This window comes from Mycobacterium sp. ACS4331, assembly GCF_001667265.1.
Classification (GTDB): domain Bacteria; phylum Actinomycetota; class Actinomycetes; order Mycobacteriales; family Mycobacteriaceae; genus Mycobacterium.
Genome location: NZ_LZHW01000103.1, coordinates 18149 through 34932 on the forward strand (window position 1 = coordinate 18149; position 16784 = coordinate 34932).

Consider the following 16784-nt stretch of genomic DNA (forward strand, 5'->3'; position numbering starts at 1 on the left):
GACGGTGGGAAATCGGTGACCAAAATGTCACACCCTGACCGCTTGACGACGCCCGCATTCCTCGAGCGCAGCGCTCCGGCCTGAGGCTCCGCCCAGGCGGTCTTCCGACCGGCTCGGCATTCGCCGGCAGAGTGCGTCCATGCTGTCCTGACCTGCGCAGCTGGCCGCCGAGACACGACCACTACAGTGTCCGGCATGACTCAACAGCTCGGCGCCACCCATCCGGATCTGGTCACCGTTGAGGTGCCCACGCACTGGTACAACCTGGCGGCCGAGCTTGACCAGCCGATCCCGCCGCACCTGCATCCGGGCACCAGGGAGCCGGTCGGCCCGGACGACCTCGCGCCGCTGTTCGCCAGCGGACTGATCGCGCAGGAGGCGTCCACCGAGACCTACATCGAGATCCCGGAGCCGGTGCGGGAGATCTACGCGATGTGGCGCCCGGTCCCGCTGATCCGCGCTCGGCGCTTCGAACAGGCCCTCAACACCGGAGCGCGCATCTACGTCAAGTACGAGGGTGTCAGCCCGGTGGGCAGCCACAAAACCAACTCCGCGGTGGCGCAGGCCTATTACAACCACATCGACGGCGTGAAGAAGTTGACCACCGAGACCGGTGCCGGACAGTGGGGCAGTGCGCTGTCGTTCGCCGGGGCCCAGTTCGGCCTCGAGATCGAGGTGTGGCAGGTCCGCGCCTCCTATGAGTCCAAGCCGTACCGCGGTCATCTCATCCGGACCTACGGCGGCACGGTGCATTCGAGCCCGTCGACGCTCACCGCGGCCGGGCGCGCCATCCTCGCCAAGGATCCGCACACGACGGGCAGCCTCGGCATGGCCGTCAGCGAGGCAGTCGAGGTTGCCGCCTCCGAACCCGACACCCGGTATGCACTCGGCAGCGTGCTGAACCACGTGGTGCTGCACCAGACCGTCATCGGCCAGGAGGCCGTCGCACAGCTGGCATTGGTGGAGCCCGACGGTGCCGACGTCGTCTTCGGTTGCGCCGGAGGTGGTTCCAATCTTGCCGGGTTATCGTTCCCGTTCCTGCGGGAGAAGATCCACGGGCGGTCGAACCCACGGGTCGTGGCCGCCGAGCCGGCCGCGTGCCCGTCGATCACACAGGGCGAGTACCGCTACGACCACGGCGACGTCGCGGGGCTGACCCCGCTGCTCAAGATGCACACCCTCGGTATGGATTTCGTGCCCGACCCGATCCACGCCGGCGGGCTGCGCTACCACGGTATGGCGCCGGCGCTGAGCCACACCGTCGAGCTCGGTCTGGTTGAGGGCGTGGCGATCTCGCAGAATGACGCCTTCGCCGCCGGAGTGCAGTTCGCGCGGTCGCAGGGCATCGTGCCAGCCCCCGAGTCGACACACGCCATCGCCGCCGCGGCCAAGCACGTCGCCGACGATCCGCGCGAGCAGGTCGTGGTCATCGGACTGTCCGGGCACGGCCAGCTCGATCTGCCGGCCTACGCGGAGTACCTCGACGGCAATCTGCAGTAGCTCACTGCCGGGCGCTGGACAGCGACCAGCTGATCAGCAGCTCCATCGCCTCCCGTGAAACTCGCGCTCGCCTGGCTCAGCGGGTGCGCAGGCCGGCGACGAGCCGGGACAGTGCGGCGCCGGCGTCCCGGCGGGCGGCGCGGCGATCGTCGGCGCCGGCGATCACCAGCGCGGTGTCATTGACCAGCATCAGCAGAATCATCGCCAGCGGGCGCACCGGTTGCTGGTCGATGACACCCGCAGCGACGGCGTCCGCCACGCGCGCCTCGATCTCAGGCAGGCCGCGAGTCTGCTCGATCTGATGCCAGCGCGCCGGGCCGAACACCGCCGGGCCGTCGACGAGCACGGCCTGGACATCGGGGGCGTCGACGACACTGTCCAGAAACCCGAGCAGCACGGACTGCAGATCGACCAACGGATCCCCCGAGGAGGGTGCGGCGGCGACCAGCGACGACGACAACCAGGAGTGCATCTCGTCGAGCACCGCCAGGAACAGCTGCTCCCGGTCGGCGAAGTGCGCATAGAACGCGCCGCGCGTGCCCACTCCGGCGGCCGTGACGATGTCGGTGGTGCTGGTGGCGAAGAACCCGCGCGCGGCCCAGAGTTCGCGTGCCGCGGCGATGATCGCGGCTCTGGTCGCAAGTGCCTGACGCTGCCGGTTCACACTGTTACGGTAGCCCACATGCAGCCTGCATCTGAATTGACACCTGCTGCCGAGCCCGATTCCGGGTACGACGATGCGGCGTGGAAACTGTTCGAAACCCTCAACCTCTCCGTCGGATTCGGGCAGCCCGCGCCCTACGACGCCTACGACACGCTTCGCTCGGAGTCTCAGGTGCACCCCGGCCTGCCGCACCTGGGCCTCCTCGGCAACTCCGCGGACGCACCGCCGGTGTTCAGCGTCTACTCCTTCGACGCTGCGAAGCAGGCGCTGCTGGACACCGCCACATTCAGCAGCATCGCGTGGCACGACATGATCGGAAAGGTCATGGGCCGCACGGTGATCGAGATGGACCCGCCCGAGCACCGGGAGTACCGCAGTCTGCTGCAGCCGTCGCTGGGCCCCAAGACCATGGAGATGTGGCGGTCCCGCTTCATCAGCCCCCTGCTCGCGGAGATGACTGCCGAGCTGCGGCCGCGCCGCCGCGCCGACCTGGTCCAGGGCTTCCTGTTCGCGTTCCCGGTCCGCACGTTCGCCGCCATTCTGGGGCTTCCGCCAGCGCGGTACGCCGAATTCCATTACTCCGCAATCGAGTTCGTCACCCTGGCCTATGATGTGGAGCGGGCCCGGGCCAGCGCCGACAAGCTCGGCGCCATGTTCGCCGCGGTGCTCGCGCAGCGCCGCGACAACCCCACCGACGACCTGATCTCGGTGCTCGCCCACGCCGAGCACAACGGCCAGCACCTCACCGATGAGGAGATCTTCTCCTTCCTGCGCCTGCTGCTGCCCGCCGGCGCCGAGACCACCTACCGGTCCTCGTCATCGCTCATGGTGGCGCTGCTGTCGGATCGCGATCAACTCGACGCGGTCCGCTCTGACCCGGCGGCGCTGTCCGCGGCGGTGAATGAGGTGGCGCGGTGGGAGACTCCGCTGCAGTTCGTTCCCCGACTCGCCACCCGCGACACCGAACTCGCGGGAACACGGATCCCCGCGGGTGCCACCGTCATGGTGATGATCGGCGCCGCCAACCACGATCCGACGCGATGGGACGACCCGGGCCGGTTCGACCTGCGCCGTCCCTATCGTCCGGCGCTGGCCTTCGGCAACGGCGCCCACCTGTGCATCGGTATGCACCTGTCCAAGCTGGAGACCGAGGAGCTCGTCCGCGCGCTGCTGGACTCGCTGCCGGGGCTGCGGCTCGACCCCGACGCACCGCCGCCGACCGTGGAGGGGACGTTGATGCGGTCGCCGGCGAGGCTCAATGTCGTGTGGGACGGATGAGCTGACCGTTCAGCTAAGGGCTGTAGCGCGATGCCCGTGTGGCGAGTGACTTCTCCATCTCGCGCGGGGTTACTGCCGCCTCAGCGAGCGGCTCGTCGGCCGGCGAACGGATCGAGTGGATGAACAGCGCTATGTGCCGGCGTGCGAGCTTCTTCAGCGCCGGGGTGTCGGGCGCCGGATTCGTGACCTGCGCCGCGCAGTAGACGACGTCGGAGGCGTGGACGTCGACGCGCACGCTGCCGTCGCTCTTGCCGTCGGCAAGGAACCGCTCGACCGTGGCGAAGATCCGGGCTCGGGCGGCGACGGCGCCGTCGTCGAACAGGGGAGGCGCTCCGCGCAGCGGAAGTACGAGCTGATTGCCGAGGTTCAAGGATTCGTGGAGATAGGTCTCCACCGCTTCGGCCCCGGTCTGTCCCGCCTCGTCAATGCGATCGAGAATCGCTGTCAGCTGCTCGTAGGCTCGGTGCTCCAGCGTGTGCAGCAGCGCGACGCGGTCGGGCCAGCCACGGTACAGCGTGCCGACGCCGACACCTGCGGCCTCCGCGATCTCGGCCAGTGGTACGTGAAGTCCGCGCTGCGAGATCAATTCGGCCGCCACAGTGAGGATCTTCTCGCGGTTGGCCACAGCGTCGCTGCGGGGAGCACGTGAGCGACGTCGCGCTGCGGGTGCAGAGTCGGTGCGCATAGCCAAGGATCTCACGCACCGGCGGCACCGCCCATCAACCGCGTCGGGAGGATGCGCGCCTGGGGATCGATCGCTGCGCGGACCGCAACCAGGCGCTGCAGCGCATCAGCGGGCAGACCGTCGGCGACCTCAGCGCGGCCCTCGGCAAAGGCGGCCGCCGCTAAGCCGATGTCGGCCGGCCCCGCCGTGCTCTCCAGCCGGGCCAGGGCGTCCTCGGTCGCCGCGCGCGAGTCGTCGTCGGCCGCCAGTCCGACGGCGTGCAGGAGAAACGCCCCGGGTACAGCGGTGAGGGCGCCCCGCCGCGCTGAGTCGGGGTGTCCGACGTTGCGCACCTCGACCATTTTGACCGGCGAATCCAGCGCGGCCGCCCACGCCAGAGTCTCGGCGGCGACGCTGGTCGCGCTGGCATCCAGCCACCGACCCAGGCCCAGGGCAGGCAGCGGCCCAGGGGGATCCAGGTGAATCTGGGCCAGCCGTGCGGCATCGGCGCGCGCCCAGGGGCTGTCGAATACCGGCGAGGGTGCCGCGCGCAGCGCGTCCGTCAACGGAGCGGCCGTCTCGGGTCCCATCGGTGAAGCGAACGCCAGGTGCACCACGGGGACGCCGCGCAGCGGTGGCGGCAACGGCGCATCCGGCGGCGTGTGCAACACGCTGATGCTCGTCGACAGCGCGTCACCGACGCTGTCCATGGCGGTACTCCATGCGGCGACAACCGGTTCCAGCACATCGATGGGCCACAGCCGGAACCCGGCCCACAGGTCCGGCGGGGCCACGAGCTCGATGGACACGGCGGTGGCCACACCGACTCCGCCGCCTCCGCGGAAGGCCCACAGCGCCTCGCGATCCACCGCGTCGTCGGCATCGTCTGCGGCTCGGCGCAACCGCCCATCCCCGTCGACGTAGTCGACCGCCAGCAGTCTGTTGCTGGCCATTCCGTACGGACGATTCAGCCATCCCACGCCACCGCCGAAGCTGTATCCCGCGACCGCCACCGATGGCGAGGAACCGGCCAAGCCCATCAGTCCGTACTCCTCGGCTTCCGCATTGAGGGCTGACCACGTCATGCCGGCGCCGACATGCGCGATGCCGGCGTCGACGTCGATGGACAGCTGCGTCATCGACGATGTGTCGATCAGCACCCGGTCCTCGTTGATGGTCGCGCCGGCCCCGTGCCCGCTCGCCTGGACGGCGACGCCCACACCATGCTCGGCAGCCCACCGCACCACGTCGGCGACATCCTCAGCACGTTGCGGTTGCGCGACGGCGATCGGCTGCTGCGTCACCGACGAATTGTGCGGCGTGGTCGCAGCGCGGTACACCTCGCTGCCCGGTGGCACCAGGAAGTCACGATTCATGCCTGCCATGTCCTGCTTCCCCCCGCTCGAAACTTCGGTGGGGGTGCCCTTGCCGTGTCCGCCCCACGCAACTAGCATAGCATTATCCGGAATAATTCGTCCGGAACAGGGGGCGTGGTCGTGCGGCGGCGATTGCAACGCTGACACTTCGACGGTCATGGACCGGCATGCCGACCGCCCCTGTCGAAGTGGAGGCGAGCCGAAAGGGACTTCTCAACAATGACTTTCGATGGAATCGTTGCTGTCGTGGGCGCCACCGGGCAGCAGGGTGGAGCGGTGGCGCGGTCGCTGCTGAAAGCCGAAGTGCGGGTGCGCGCGCTCGTACGCGACCCCGACAAGCCCTCGGCCCAGGCACTCGCATCGGCTGGGGCCCAACTGGCGGTCGCCGACCTCGAGAATCCGGACACCATTCGAACGGCACTCGAGGGAGCATCGCGCGTGTTTCTCATGACCACCATGGGTTCAGGCCGTGGCACAGCAGGGGAGACGGCCGACGGCATAGCCGTCACCGACGCCGCACAGGCGGCCTCGGTGCAGCACCTCGTGTACAGCTCGGTCGGTGGCGCCGAACGCCACACCGGCATCCCGCATTTCGAAAGCAAGCGGCGCGTCGAGGAGCACATCGAAACACTGGATCTCGAGGCGACTTTCGTGCGGCCCACATTCTTCTACGACAATCTGCTGCGGCAACCGCCGACTCCAGAGGACGGCACCGTCGTCGTGCGCCTGCCTCTGGCAGAAGGCATTCCATTGCAGATGGTGGCCGTGAAGGACATCGGCGCTGTCGCCGCGGCAGTACTGTTGGATCCGACCCGCGTGCCGGGCGGCGCGGTGGAGATTGCGGGGGACGAGCTCACGGGTTCTCAGATCGCGGCGGCCTTCGGGCGCCGAGCCGGCCTGCCCGCCCGTTTCGAACCGCTGCCGATCGACGCCGCGGGCGACGACGACATGCAGGCCATGTTCTCCTGGTTCGCCCAACCGCCTTCCTACCAGGCCGATCGTGCGCTGACCCGAGAACTGGACCCGCAGGTGGAGAGCTTCGAACAGTGGCTGGCACAGCAGTGGAGACCCTGACGGCGCCCGCTGTGGGTGCCCGTTGACAGCACCAGAGGTAGACGGCGGTGTAAGCCAGACAATCCATCCCGAAGGAGCATCTCCAGTGCAGAAGCGCACACTCGGACAACAACTCGAAGTCTCAGCCCTGGGCCTCGGCTGCATGGGCATGAGCTTCTACGGCGCGCCCCCGAACCCCGCCGAGATGACAAAGCTGCTGCGGGCGGCAGTCGACCGCGGCGTGACACTCTTCGACACCGCCGAAGTCTATGGCCCCTATACCAATGAAGAACTCGTCGGCCACGCGCTGGCGCCCGTGCGCGACCAGGTGGTGATAGCCACCAAGTTCGGTATCAAGCACGGAGAACACGGGCCGACCCCGATGTCGGGTGTCGACAGCCGACCCGAGCAGATTCGCCGAGTGACTGAGGCCTCGCTCACGCGTCTTCAAACCGACTACATCGACCTGCTCTACCAGCACCGCGTCGACCCAGACGTAACCCATTGAAGATGTGGCCGGCACGGTGAAAGAGCTGATTTCCGAAGGCAAGGTCAGGCACTTCGGATTGTCGGAGGCCGGTGTGACGACGATCAGCCGCGCCCATGCTGTACAACCTGTGGCGGCGCTGCAGAGTGAGTACTCGCTCTGGATGCGAGAACATGAGGCCGAGGTCATTCCAACTTTGGAGAAGCTGGGCATTGGCCTGGTGGCCTACAGTCCTCTCGGGAAGGGCTATTTGACCGGCACAATCAACTCCGGCACGTCGCTGGCCGACGACGATCTGCGCCGCATACTGCCGCGCTTCACGCCCGAAGCACGACAGGCGAATCAGGCATTGGTGGAGCTGCTGCAGCAGATCGCTGGCGACAAGGGAGCTACGCCGGCTCAGATCGCGCTCGCCTGGGTGCTGGCGCAGAAGCCGTGGATCGTGCCGATCCCCGGCACCACCAAGCTGCACCGCCTAGAAGAGAACCTGGGCACACTCGAGGTCGAGCTGACTCCCGGCGACCTGCAGCGCATCGAGGAGACAGCGGCCCACATTCACATCGAGGGCGGGCGCGTTCCCGAGGAGTTGAAGTCTCGTTTCGGCGGCTGATGCCGATGAAAATCACTGCGCCACAGAGGAAATGGCATCCAACCTGACCCCGCGATTTCGTCACTGTGACATAATGTTGAATCGGGCGCCAAACGGGAGGGGAGGCGTCGCCGACAAGTACCCAGGAGCATCCGCAGGAGGTGCACCCAGCGACCGTCTCTCACGCAGTCTTGTCGCATCGCACGCCGAGGAATCATCAGGCCGACATTGTCGGCCATGACCGCAGCATCTGGAACGTGCTGCACCGCAGCGTTTTACGTCACAGTGACGGAATGGAGGCGCGCAGTCCCGTGGACCGACGGACGGGGTTGGGGTCGCCGAACCGTCGAACGAGCGGCGTTATGTGACGCCGACTGACGACCACCCGGCGGTCACACCCGCACATCCCACACGCAGGCCGACTCAGTGGCAGCACGTCACGTCATCAGATGCTCTAACCTTGCCGCTGCACCTCAGATGCCGTGACGAGACCAGTGGGAGCGCAGCAGACGAACGCAGCGGCGCACCCACGAACCCCATCCGGCCGAACCGCCGCAGGTCACCAAAGTACCGATAAGCCACATTATGTCAAGTAAAGCACTTCACATCTTGTTGCCTCCCAGCACCTTTCAACGTTGCCCTATCGGTGATGCGGGTGTGTGACTGACCGTAGTTCCAGTCGCGGGATTCCCGTGAAGTCGTCGGGGTTGCACGTGTACAGCGGCACTCCATGTGCGATTGCGCTGGCCGCAATAAGCGCGTCGTAGGCGCGTGCAGTCGGCTTGCGCCCCGCCGCGCGCAGCGCCGCCGCTACGGCTCCAAACGCCCGGGCGCAATCTCCATCGAACGGTAGGACGTCGAAGTCCGCTTCGGCCTGCTGCAGGTGCTGCTGCCGAGCGCCGCGCTCAGCATCGTCGTTGGCGACGTGTGGACCCACGGACAGCTCAGCCAGCGTGATCGCGCTGATCACCGATTCATCGGGAAGCTCGGCCGGGTCAGAAATCTGACCCAAAAGGATCACCGTCGAGGTGTCCAGCATCCCCCGGCTCTGGGTTTGCGTCACAGCGACGGGTCGATGAGGTTGTCGATGTCGCGCCGGAGGGCGTCCGGGTCCACCCGCGGAAGATTCTTGCGGCGACGAATCAGTTCCGCGGGACCTGCGCTCGAACGAGGCAACGGCCGCAGCTCGGCAACAGGCGTCCCGTCCCGAGTAATGACGATGCGCTCGCCATGCTCGACACGGCGCAAAACGTCTCCTCCACTGTTGCGCAGTTCGCGCACCGTGACTGTATCCACGTACGCAGTGTATCACCGGTGAGACATCCATGTAGTGCACTCAAAACGCGCTGTTTCGCGCGAAAGACTATGCAGGGTTACCAGTAAGCGTTCGGTGCTGCATCGCCCACCTCGCGCCCGTTCCCGTCTTCTTCGGCTGCATGGCAACACTTTCCGCCCACAGGCTGTTCGTCGCTCTGGCCGCCGAGCATCGCCAACCCGGATTTACCACTCCGATTCGGTGCAGTTCTGCCAGAATTGGTGCCGCAATGACCGACACACCCCGGCCCGCACGCATCGTCGACACCCATGTCCATCTAAGGCATCCGGCACGATCCGACTGGTACCCCGATCCGTCCAACGATCAGGCGCAACTCGGCATGGACGACGTCAGTGCCATGCGCCGGTTCGTCGTCGCCGACTGTCGCGCCGAGACAGGCGACTGGATGGCCACTTCCCTGTTCCGCGGTGTCCGCCCGACGGGCGCCCAGCAGTCAGCGCTTCCGGCTCCGGATGCGCGAGAGATGTTCGCCACCAACGCCGAACGGATCCACCGATGCTGACACGCACCGCGGTGGTCACCGGCGGCAGTGGCGGAATCGGCAAGGCCTGCGGGCGCCACCTCGCCGCGAGCGGTTACGACGTCGTGCTCATTGCCCGCCGGGAGGCTCCGCTGCGTGCGGCCGCCGACGAGATCGGCGCGCGCCACATCGTCGCGGATGTCAGTTCACCGTCTGCGTTTGGCGACGCGGTCTCCAGTCTGTCCCGAATCGACCTGCTGGTGCACGCCGCGGGCGTCCTCGACGGCACCTACGCCCGCAAACAGACCTTCGACCAATGGCGGACGACGATGTCGGCCAATCTCGATTCCTGTTTCGTCGTGACCCAGGCCGCGCTTCCCCTGATGCAGGCCGGGTCACGCTTCATTTTCATCTCGTCGTCCTCGGCACACGAACCCATGCCCGGACGGACGGCCTATTCGGCCTCCAAAGCGGGCATGAATGCCTTCGCCAGAGCCCTGGCCCTGGAAGTCGACCGCGACGGAATCAACGTCAACATCGTCACCCCGGGTCCCGTCGATACCGACATGCTCACCGACGTCCCCTTCGAGATGTACACAGTGACCGCCGACGACGTGGCGCAGGCGGTGGTGTTCCTCGACACGGTGCCTGCCGCAGTGGACATGCCGGAGATCCGCCTCCACGCAGTCACCCGAGGTCCCCACGCCCGTCCACCCACCGTCCCGAAGGATCGGACATGACCGGGCTCCCCTATGGCCGTCGACTCACCGAGCTGGCACGACGCGAGCCGACGCCCCGTCACGCCGTGATGCCGTATGCCTTGATCTTGCGGTACAGGCTGGACCGCGCCATCCCCAGATGCGCCGCCGCCGCCACCCGGTTCCCACCGGCGTCTCGTAGTGCCGCGACGATGGCGTCGCGTTCGGCAGCTTCCAACGGGGTCAGGGCGTGCCGCGACGCGGTCTGGCAGTACCCGGGCAGATCGGATTCCTGAATCTCACCGACCGGCCGACGCCGTACCGCGTACACCAGCGCCTCACGCAGTTGGGTGATGTTACGCGGCCAGGAGTACCGCGCGATCAGCCGTTGCGCCTCGGGGCTGAGTCGGACTTTGCGCGCCGGCGCGATCCCGCGCAACAGCGCCGTAGTCAGCACCACGAGATCATCGGTGCGACACCGCAGTGGCGGAACCTGGATCGACACCTCGAAATGGTGTAAAAGCTGCCCGAACGGCAGATCCGTCGTGAGCGCGGAATCGCACCCTGTGGCCACCACCCAGGACGGACCCTCCAGATCGGTGATCGCGCTCAGGTACGACTCGAGGCGTTCCACGGCGGCGGTGCTCGCCTGATCGATATCGCGGACGATGTGCAGCGTCGGTTCGTCCAGGCTGGTCAGCAGTGAGTCGAGATCACGGGCCGGGGTGTCCAATGCAAGCTGGGAGGCATCGACTGAAATGGCCCGGCCCCCGGGATGCACCGCATGGAACAGCTCGGCCACCAGGGTGAACTTGCCCGCCCCGGGCTCCCCGACGACCAACGCGGGCCGACGCTGTTCCAGCGCACGGTGCAGGTCTGTGCACGCCCGCACCCAGGCCGGTGACGTGCCCCCGGCCATCGAATCCCTCGACCGTGACAGACCACCGACGATCTGCGAGGTCTGCGGCGTGGCGACGGCCACCTCCGGCAACAGCTGCTCATTGAAATCGGCGGGTGACCCCGGGCTGTGCGCCGTGACGACATCGGCGACCACGACCATTCCCGCGATCTGTGCGCCGGTCACGATCCGAGTGCCGCGAATCCTGACCAGTCGCTCCCCCGGCAGCGTCACGGTGTCACTGACCCGGCCTTTGCCGGCCATCAGGAACATCGCGTGCTCACGCAGGACACGTTGTTCATCGGCGTCGAACATCTGTTCTGCCGCCGGGTTGGCCATGAACACCGAATCGCCGAAGCCGAACACCGCCTGCCGTGGGGACCTGGTGGTCACCTTCAGGTAGGTGTCGAAAATCGCGCGCTGTGCTTGACCGCGATCCAACAGCAGGTTCTGGGCGATGTCCTTGGCGGCGCTCTTGACCAGCGTATGCATCAGCGGGCTCCAGGACGACGACAACGTCGAGATGTCGAGCACGCCCTCCAGCCGTCCGGTCATCGGATCGATCACCGGCGCCCCAGTGCACGCGAAGAGGTGCAGGTTCTCGCTGAAGTGTTCCGGGCCGACCACGCTGATCGGTTGGCCCGCCTCGAACACCGTGCCGATGCCATTGGTGCCCATCGTCGACTCCGCATAACTGAAGCCCGGTGCCAAATGCACCCGGTCCAGCAGCCGCGCCACCGCTGCCGAGCTGTCTATGCGTTCGACCACGCGCGCCTTCTTGTCGGTCAACGCGATCACCAACGGCATGTCCGCGGTCTCGATCTCCAACTGTTGCAGTACCGGACGCGCGCAACGCACCAACAGCGACGCGGTGTCGATCTCATCGGTGAACTGCGCATTCGGGTGCGAGGAATCCACCCCCGCTGCCTGGCTGCGTTCCCATGACGCGGCGACGACCTCGGAGACCCCGGCGGTGCCGTTACCGCCGTACTCCAGGAAATCCGCGCGTGCAGCAGCCGTCCGCAGCAGGCGTGCGGAGCTGTTGGGCATATGCCACCTCCCGATTCGCTGAACCAATTGTGGATGAGACCCACACCACAGCCAATACCGCCGGTGTCCGAACTTGGGACACATCGAGTGGTGAGACACAGGCCACGCTGGTCCCAGCGGTGTGGCGCACAGCACAAAGCCGCTCCATCAACGCATTCATATGCGAAGTCCACGAACGGAGTGCCATGGGGACCCTGATCAACATCGACAACGGTGGAACGCTCACCGACATCTGCGTCTGGGACGGCGATGCCTTCACCTTCACCAAGACGCTGACGACACCACACGATCTGTCGGAGTGCCTGTTCAGCGGGATCGAGAAGGCGTCAGCCGCGCTGTACGGCGACGCGGACACCACCCGCCTGCTGCACGCGACCGAGCACATCCGCTACTCCACCACCCAGGGCACCAACGCCCTGGTCCAGCGGCGCGGCCCAATGATCGGGATCCTCACCAGCATCGAGAACCTGGAGTCCCGGCTGCGCAGCGATGCCGCGCAGGAGAAGTTGTTCGACGGCCTGGTGGCCGATCGCTGTCTCACCATCGACCCGCAATCCGACGATCTCGAGTTCGACGCGGTGCAGAAGGTGAATCGACTGACCACACTGGGGGCTTCCCGTGTGGTCATCGCCGCACCGTCGGCCGAGGAAGAACGCCGGTTGCGGCATGTCCTCTTGCGCAAGTTCCCGCGGCACCTGCTCGGGTCGGTTCCGATGCTCTACAGCTGGGAGCTGGCCGGCGACCGCGACGACACACGCCGCGTGTGGTCATGTGTGGTCAACGCCTTCCTGCATCCGACGATGGAACGCTTCCTCTACGCGGCGGAGGGGCGCCTGCAGGACTACCGGGTGGTCAATCCGCTCCTGGTGTACCGCAACGACGGCGCGTCCTCACGAGTCGCGAAATCGGTTGCACTCAAAACGTATTCATCCGGGCCGCGAGGCGGCTTGGAAGGAACGGCGGCACTGGCAAAGGTGTACGGCCTGTCGCACGCGTTGATGATGGACATCGGCGGCACGACGACCGATGTGGGTGTGGTGGAGAACGGGTCGGTCGCAGTGGCCGATCGGGGATCGATCGAGGGCGTACAGATCTCCTACCCGATGAGTGATGTGACCTCCGCCGGAGTCGGCGGCTCCTCGGTCATCCAGCTTGTCGGCGGCGAGATCGCGGTCGGACCGCAATCGGTCGGCGCCGCACCGGGTCCCGCCTGCTTCGGATTCGGCGGCAAGCAGGCCACCATCACCGATGTCAACCTGCTCCTGGGTGTCCTGGACGCCGACACCTACCTGGACGGCACCTTCACACTCGACGCGTCACGGTCGCGCGCGGTGATCACCGAGACGATCGCCGAACCCCTGGGAATCTCCCTGGAGGAGGCGCTGGTGCGGATGGAACACGCCTACTTCCAGGCCTTGTCGGCATCATTTGCCCGACTGGTCACCGAGCAGACCACATTGCTGGCCTTCGGCGGTGCCGGGCCCATGAGCGCCACCGGCGCGGCTTCCCTGGCCGGCGTCGGGCAGGTGCTCGTGCCGCGCACCGCGGCGGTGTTCTCGGCCTTCGGCATCTCCTTCTCCGACATCGGCAAGACCTACGAGGTCCTGATCGAGGAACCGAGCACCGATGCCGCCCTGGCCATCCATGACTCCCTGCTGGCCAGGGCGGAACGAGACATGTTCCAGGAGGGCTACGACCTCGGAGACTGCCAGACCTCGTGGCAGCTGCTGGTGGAGAACCTCGACGACACCAGCGTCTCCCAGTTGCCCTACTCCCCCGGCGACGAGGTCGACTACCCCGGCGCGGCGGTGACCCTGCAGCTGAGTGCCGCTGCCGCCCTGCCGCATCCGGAACTGGACGCCGACACCGAGATGACGCCCCGGCCGGCCGAGGTGCACGGCACGCGGTCGGTGCGATCCACCACGGATCGGGTCGACGAGGTGCCGGTACATGTGCTCGACCGATTGACACCCGGCGACACCGGTCACGGCCCGGCGATCGTCGAAGGACCATTCTTCACCGCCCGGGTGCTGCCCGGCTGGTCGTTCCGGGTCACCTCCGCGGGTGACCTCATGCTCACCGCCGACAACTGATTCGAAACCAACTCAGAGAAGGGAGGATTCGCATGCGAGTCCCCATGACCGAATACCTCGTGATCGACCTGGACACCGAACGATGGGTCTGCCGAGTGTGCGCCCACGACATCGGCTCGGCACACGAGAACTACAAGCCGGGAACGCTGGTGTACGACCGCGATCCGCGTGAGATCCACCAACCGATCATCGATCCGGATCGCTACGAGTACACCTTCAGTCCCGACCCCACCTACTGCCGCATCCTGGAGTACTACTGCCCCGGGTGCGGAACGCAGATCGAGTGCGAGTACCTGCCGCCGGGGCACCCACCGGCCGTGGACATCCTGATCGACATCCCCGCTCTGCGCGCGCAATGGGCACAGCGCGGCATCGACGCCGAGACCGTGCACAACTACGGCCCCGGCGAGGACGCACAGAAATACACCGCGGCACTCAAAGCCGCCGGCCACACCCACTGACCCGAGAATCAGGAGAACCACTGGCATGAAACGGATATCGGTCGATATCGGTGGCACCTTCACCGACTGCTTCTTCGTCTGGGACGACATCTATGTCGACGCCAAGGCACTGACGACCCACCACAATCTGGCCATCGGATTCAACGACGCCCTCGACCTGGCGTGCAAACGCGCAGGTCTGGACCGCTCCACGGTGCTCTCGGAGGTCGATTCGGTGCGCTACGCCACCACCTTGGGCACCAACGCACTCATCGAGCGCAATGGCCCCAAGGTCGCCGCGATCGTGACGCACGGTTTCGAGGACACCATCCCGCTGTCCCGCGGCCGCGGTTACGGCGAGGGCCTGGACTACGCCATGCAGCAGAACCTGCCCGCCGCCGAGCGGCCGGAACCGTTGGTGCCGCGCGCGATGATCCGATCTGTCAAGGAACGGATCAACTCGGCGGGCAAAGTCGTGGCCCGACTGGATCCCGACGATGTCCGGGCGATGGTTCGCGAACTCGTCGACGCCGGTGCCGAGGCAATCGTGGTGTCGCTGGTCAACGCCACCGAGAACCCCGAACACGAACTCGCGATCCAGGAGATCATCCTCGACGAGTTCCCGCCCCACGAGCTGGGCGCCATCCCGGTGCTCCTGGGCCATCAGGTGTCGGGCCGTAAGGGCGAATACGTGCGCGCCACCTCGACGATCATCGACGGCTATCTGCACGAGATCATGTTCCACGCGCTGGCCCAGTTGTCGAACAACCTGCGCGACTTCGGCTACGACAAGCCGATGTTGGTGATCCACAACTCCGGCGGCATGGCCCAGATGAACTCCACCGACGCGCTGCAGACCATCCACTCCGGCCCGATCGCCGGGGTGGGTGCCGCCGAGCACCTGTCCGACGAGACCGGCCTCGGACACGTCATCGCCACCGACATGGGAGGTACGTCGTTCGATATCGGGCTGGTTCCCGAGGGCGGGGTCAAGCATTACGACTTCCTGCCCACGATTGACCGGTGGCTGGTGTCGGTACCGATGGTGCACTTGGACACCCTCGGCGCAGGCGGAGGCTCGATCGCCAGCTACGACCGCATCCACAACTCGGTCAAGATCGGACCGAAGTCCGCGGGCTCGAATCCCGGCCCGGCCTGTTACGACCGCGGCGGACTCAAGCCGACGGTGACCGATGCCGATCTGGTGCTGGGCTACCTCGACCCCGACAACTACGCCAACGGCTACATCAAGCTCAACCCCAAGCGGTCGCTGTTCACCATCGAAGAAGAGCTCAGCGACCACCTGGACATGGACCCCATCGACGTGGCGCGCGTGATCAAGGACGGCGTCGACGAGCAGATGGCCATCGGCATCGGCAAGGAGCTGCGGGTGCGTGGCTACCTTCCGGAGGACTTCACGATGTTGGCATACGGCGGAAACGGGCCCCTGCACGCGTGCGGTGTCGCCCGGCATGCCGGGATCAAACGAGTTCTGGCACCGCCCTTCTCGTCGGTCTTCTCGGCCTGCGGTGCAGGAAACATGAAGCAGCTGCATTTCCACGAACGCGGCGTGCACATCACGCTGTACAACGCCACCACCCGGGCGCTCTACGCCGATTACGACGAGTTCAACGCGATCGTCGAAGAGCTCGAGGCACGCGGTCGGGAGGACCTGGTGCGCCAGGGGTTCGCCGCGGACGATGTGCGGTACCGCCTCGAGCTGGACATGCGCTACGGCAACCAGCTGCTGACCCAGGCGGTGGCACTTGCCGAGCTGCACCGGATCTCCGGGGTCGGCGACGTGCTCGAAATCATCAAGACCTTCGGTGACGTGTACAGCCATCGATTCGGGGCTTCATCAGCGGCTCCGGAGGCCGGAATCCGTTGCAGCACCGTGCGAGTGGCCTCCTATGTCGACGGTGACGTGGTGAACTTCGAGTCGTTGGAGCCCGGTGGGCAGCGCAGCGCACCGGAACCCGTCGGCCGTCGCAGCGCACACTTCATCGGCATCGACAAGCCGGTCGACACCCCGGTGTTCGACGAGAGCGCACTGGCTCCAGACAAGGTGATCGCCGGCCCGGCGATCGTCACCACAGAGAACACCACTTTCCTCGTTGAACCCGGTTGGCGACTGGAGCCCACGGCTCAAGGCGCTGTCTGGTTCCTGCAGGACGAACACTCACACTAAGGACGAACAA

Annotated in this window: 14 protein-coding genes and 1 pseudogene; 9 read left to right on the plus strand and 6 right to left on the minus strand. The window is 66.5% G+C overall.

Annotated features, from left to right (window positions below; genetic code table 11):
- Window positions 1-195 precede the first annotated feature (195 nt).
- A complete protein-coding gene (locus tag A5727_RS24600; protein WP_068256705.1) occupies window positions 196-1500 on the plus strand; it encodes a TrpB-like pyridoxal phosphate-dependent enzyme in 1305 nt (434 codons plus the stop codon).
- A gap of 76 nt (window positions 1501-1576) precedes the next feature.
- Here A5727_RS24600 and A5727_RS27940 read toward each other — a convergent pair whose 3' ends face one another.
- Entirely contained in the window at window positions 1577-2164 is a 588-nt protein-coding gene (locus A5727_RS27940; protein WP_068257103.1) for a TetR/AcrR family transcriptional regulator, read from the minus strand.
- A 651-nt stretch (window positions 2165-2815) separates the two neighbouring features.
- Between A5727_RS27940 and A5727_RS28550 the strand changes: the two genes are divergently transcribed.
- Window positions 2816-3442 (plus strand): cytochrome P450, encoded by a 627-nt coding sequence (locus A5727_RS28550; protein ID WP_502687711.1) that lies wholly within the window; start codon window positions 2816-2818, stop codon window positions 3440-3442.
- A 13-nt stretch (window positions 3443-3455) separates the two neighbouring features.
- Here A5727_RS28550 and A5727_RS24615 read toward each other — a convergent pair whose 3' ends face one another.
- A complete protein-coding gene (locus tag A5727_RS24615) occupies window positions 3456-4127 on the minus strand; it encodes a TetR/AcrR family transcriptional regulator (RefSeq protein ID WP_082950015.1) in 672 nt (223 codons plus the stop codon).
- An 11-nt stretch (window positions 4128-4138) separates the two neighbouring features.
- Window positions 4139-5491 carry an FAD-binding oxidoreductase gene (locus A5727_RS24620; RefSeq protein ID WP_197507749.1) on the minus strand — a complete coding sequence of 451 codons (1353 nt, stop codon included), beginning with the start codon at window positions 5489-5491 and terminating at the stop codon, window positions 4139-4141.
- A 210-nt stretch (window positions 5492-5701) separates the two neighbouring features.
- Here A5727_RS24620 and A5727_RS24625 point away from each other — a divergent pair, with 210 nt between their 5' ends.
- Both A5727_RS24625 and A5727_RS24630 read left to right on the plus strand, forming a co-directional pair.
- The gene (locus A5727_RS24625) at window positions 5702-6556 is read left to right on the plus strand and encodes an NmrA/HSCARG family protein (protein WP_068256721.1); all 855 of its coding nucleotides are present in this window, start codon (window positions 5702-5704) and stop codon (window positions 6554-6556) included.
- Window positions 6557-6698: 142 nt separating this feature from the next.
- Window positions 6699-7632, plus strand: a pseudogene (locus tag A5727_RS24630) (aldo/keto reductase).
- Window positions 7633-8251: 619 nt separating this feature from the next.
- On the opposite strand, the gene A5727_RS24635 reads toward A5727_RS24630, so the two are convergent.
- Entirely contained in the window at window positions 8252-8650 is a 399-nt protein-coding gene (locus A5727_RS24635; RefSeq protein ID WP_068257110.1) for a type II toxin-antitoxin system VapC family toxin, read from the minus strand.
- A gap of 20 nt (window positions 8651-8670) precedes the next feature.
- Window positions 8671-8907 carry a type II toxin-antitoxin system Phd/YefM family antitoxin gene (locus A5727_RS24640; RefSeq protein WP_197507750.1) on the minus strand — a complete coding sequence of 79 codons (237 nt, stop codon included), beginning with the start codon at window positions 8905-8907 and terminating at the stop codon, window positions 8671-8673.
- A gap of 248 nt (window positions 8908-9155) precedes the next feature.
- Between A5727_RS24640 and A5727_RS24645 the strand changes: the two genes are divergently transcribed.
- Window positions 9156-9449 (plus strand): hypothetical protein, encoded by a 294-nt coding sequence (locus tag A5727_RS24645; protein WP_068256728.1) that lies wholly within the window; start codon window positions 9156-9158, stop codon window positions 9447-9449.
- Window positions 9443-10147, plus strand: a complete 705-nt coding sequence (locus A5727_RS24650) for an SDR family NAD(P)-dependent oxidoreductase (protein ID WP_068256731.1) — start codon at window positions 9443-9445, stop codon at window positions 10145-10147. Before A5727_RS24645 ends, A5727_RS24650 begins: the two co-directional genes overlap by 7 nt.
- A gap of 58 nt (window positions 10148-10205) precedes the next feature.
- Here the strand turns inward: A5727_RS24650 and A5727_RS24655 are convergent, their stop codons facing one another.
- Window positions 10206-12053: a sigma-54-dependent Fis family transcriptional regulator gene (locus tag A5727_RS24655; RefSeq protein WP_068256734.1), complete on the minus strand. Its 1848-nt coding sequence runs from the start codon at window positions 12051-12053 to the stop codon at window positions 10206-10208.
- 185 nt (window positions 12054-12238) lie between these two features.
- On the opposite strand from A5727_RS24655, the gene A5727_RS24660 reads away from it, so the two are divergent.
- The 3 genes from A5727_RS24660 to A5727_RS24670 are packed head-to-tail and all read left to right on the plus strand — an operon-like array spanning window position 12239 to window position 16774.
- Window positions 12239-14146, plus strand: a complete 1908-nt coding sequence (locus A5727_RS24660) for a hydantoinase/oxoprolinase family protein (protein ID WP_068256740.1) — start codon at window positions 12239-12241, stop codon at window positions 14144-14146.
- A 32-nt stretch (window positions 14147-14178) separates the two neighbouring features.
- Entirely contained in the window at window positions 14179-14607 is a 429-nt protein-coding gene (locus A5727_RS24665; protein ID WP_068256743.1) for an acetone carboxylase subunit gamma, read from the plus strand.
- Window positions 14608-14632: 25 nt separating this feature from the next.
- Entirely contained in the window at window positions 14633-16774 is a 2142-nt protein-coding gene (locus A5727_RS24670) for a hydantoinase/oxoprolinase family protein (RefSeq protein WP_068256746.1), read from the plus strand.
- Window positions 16775-16784: the final 10 nt, after the last annotated feature.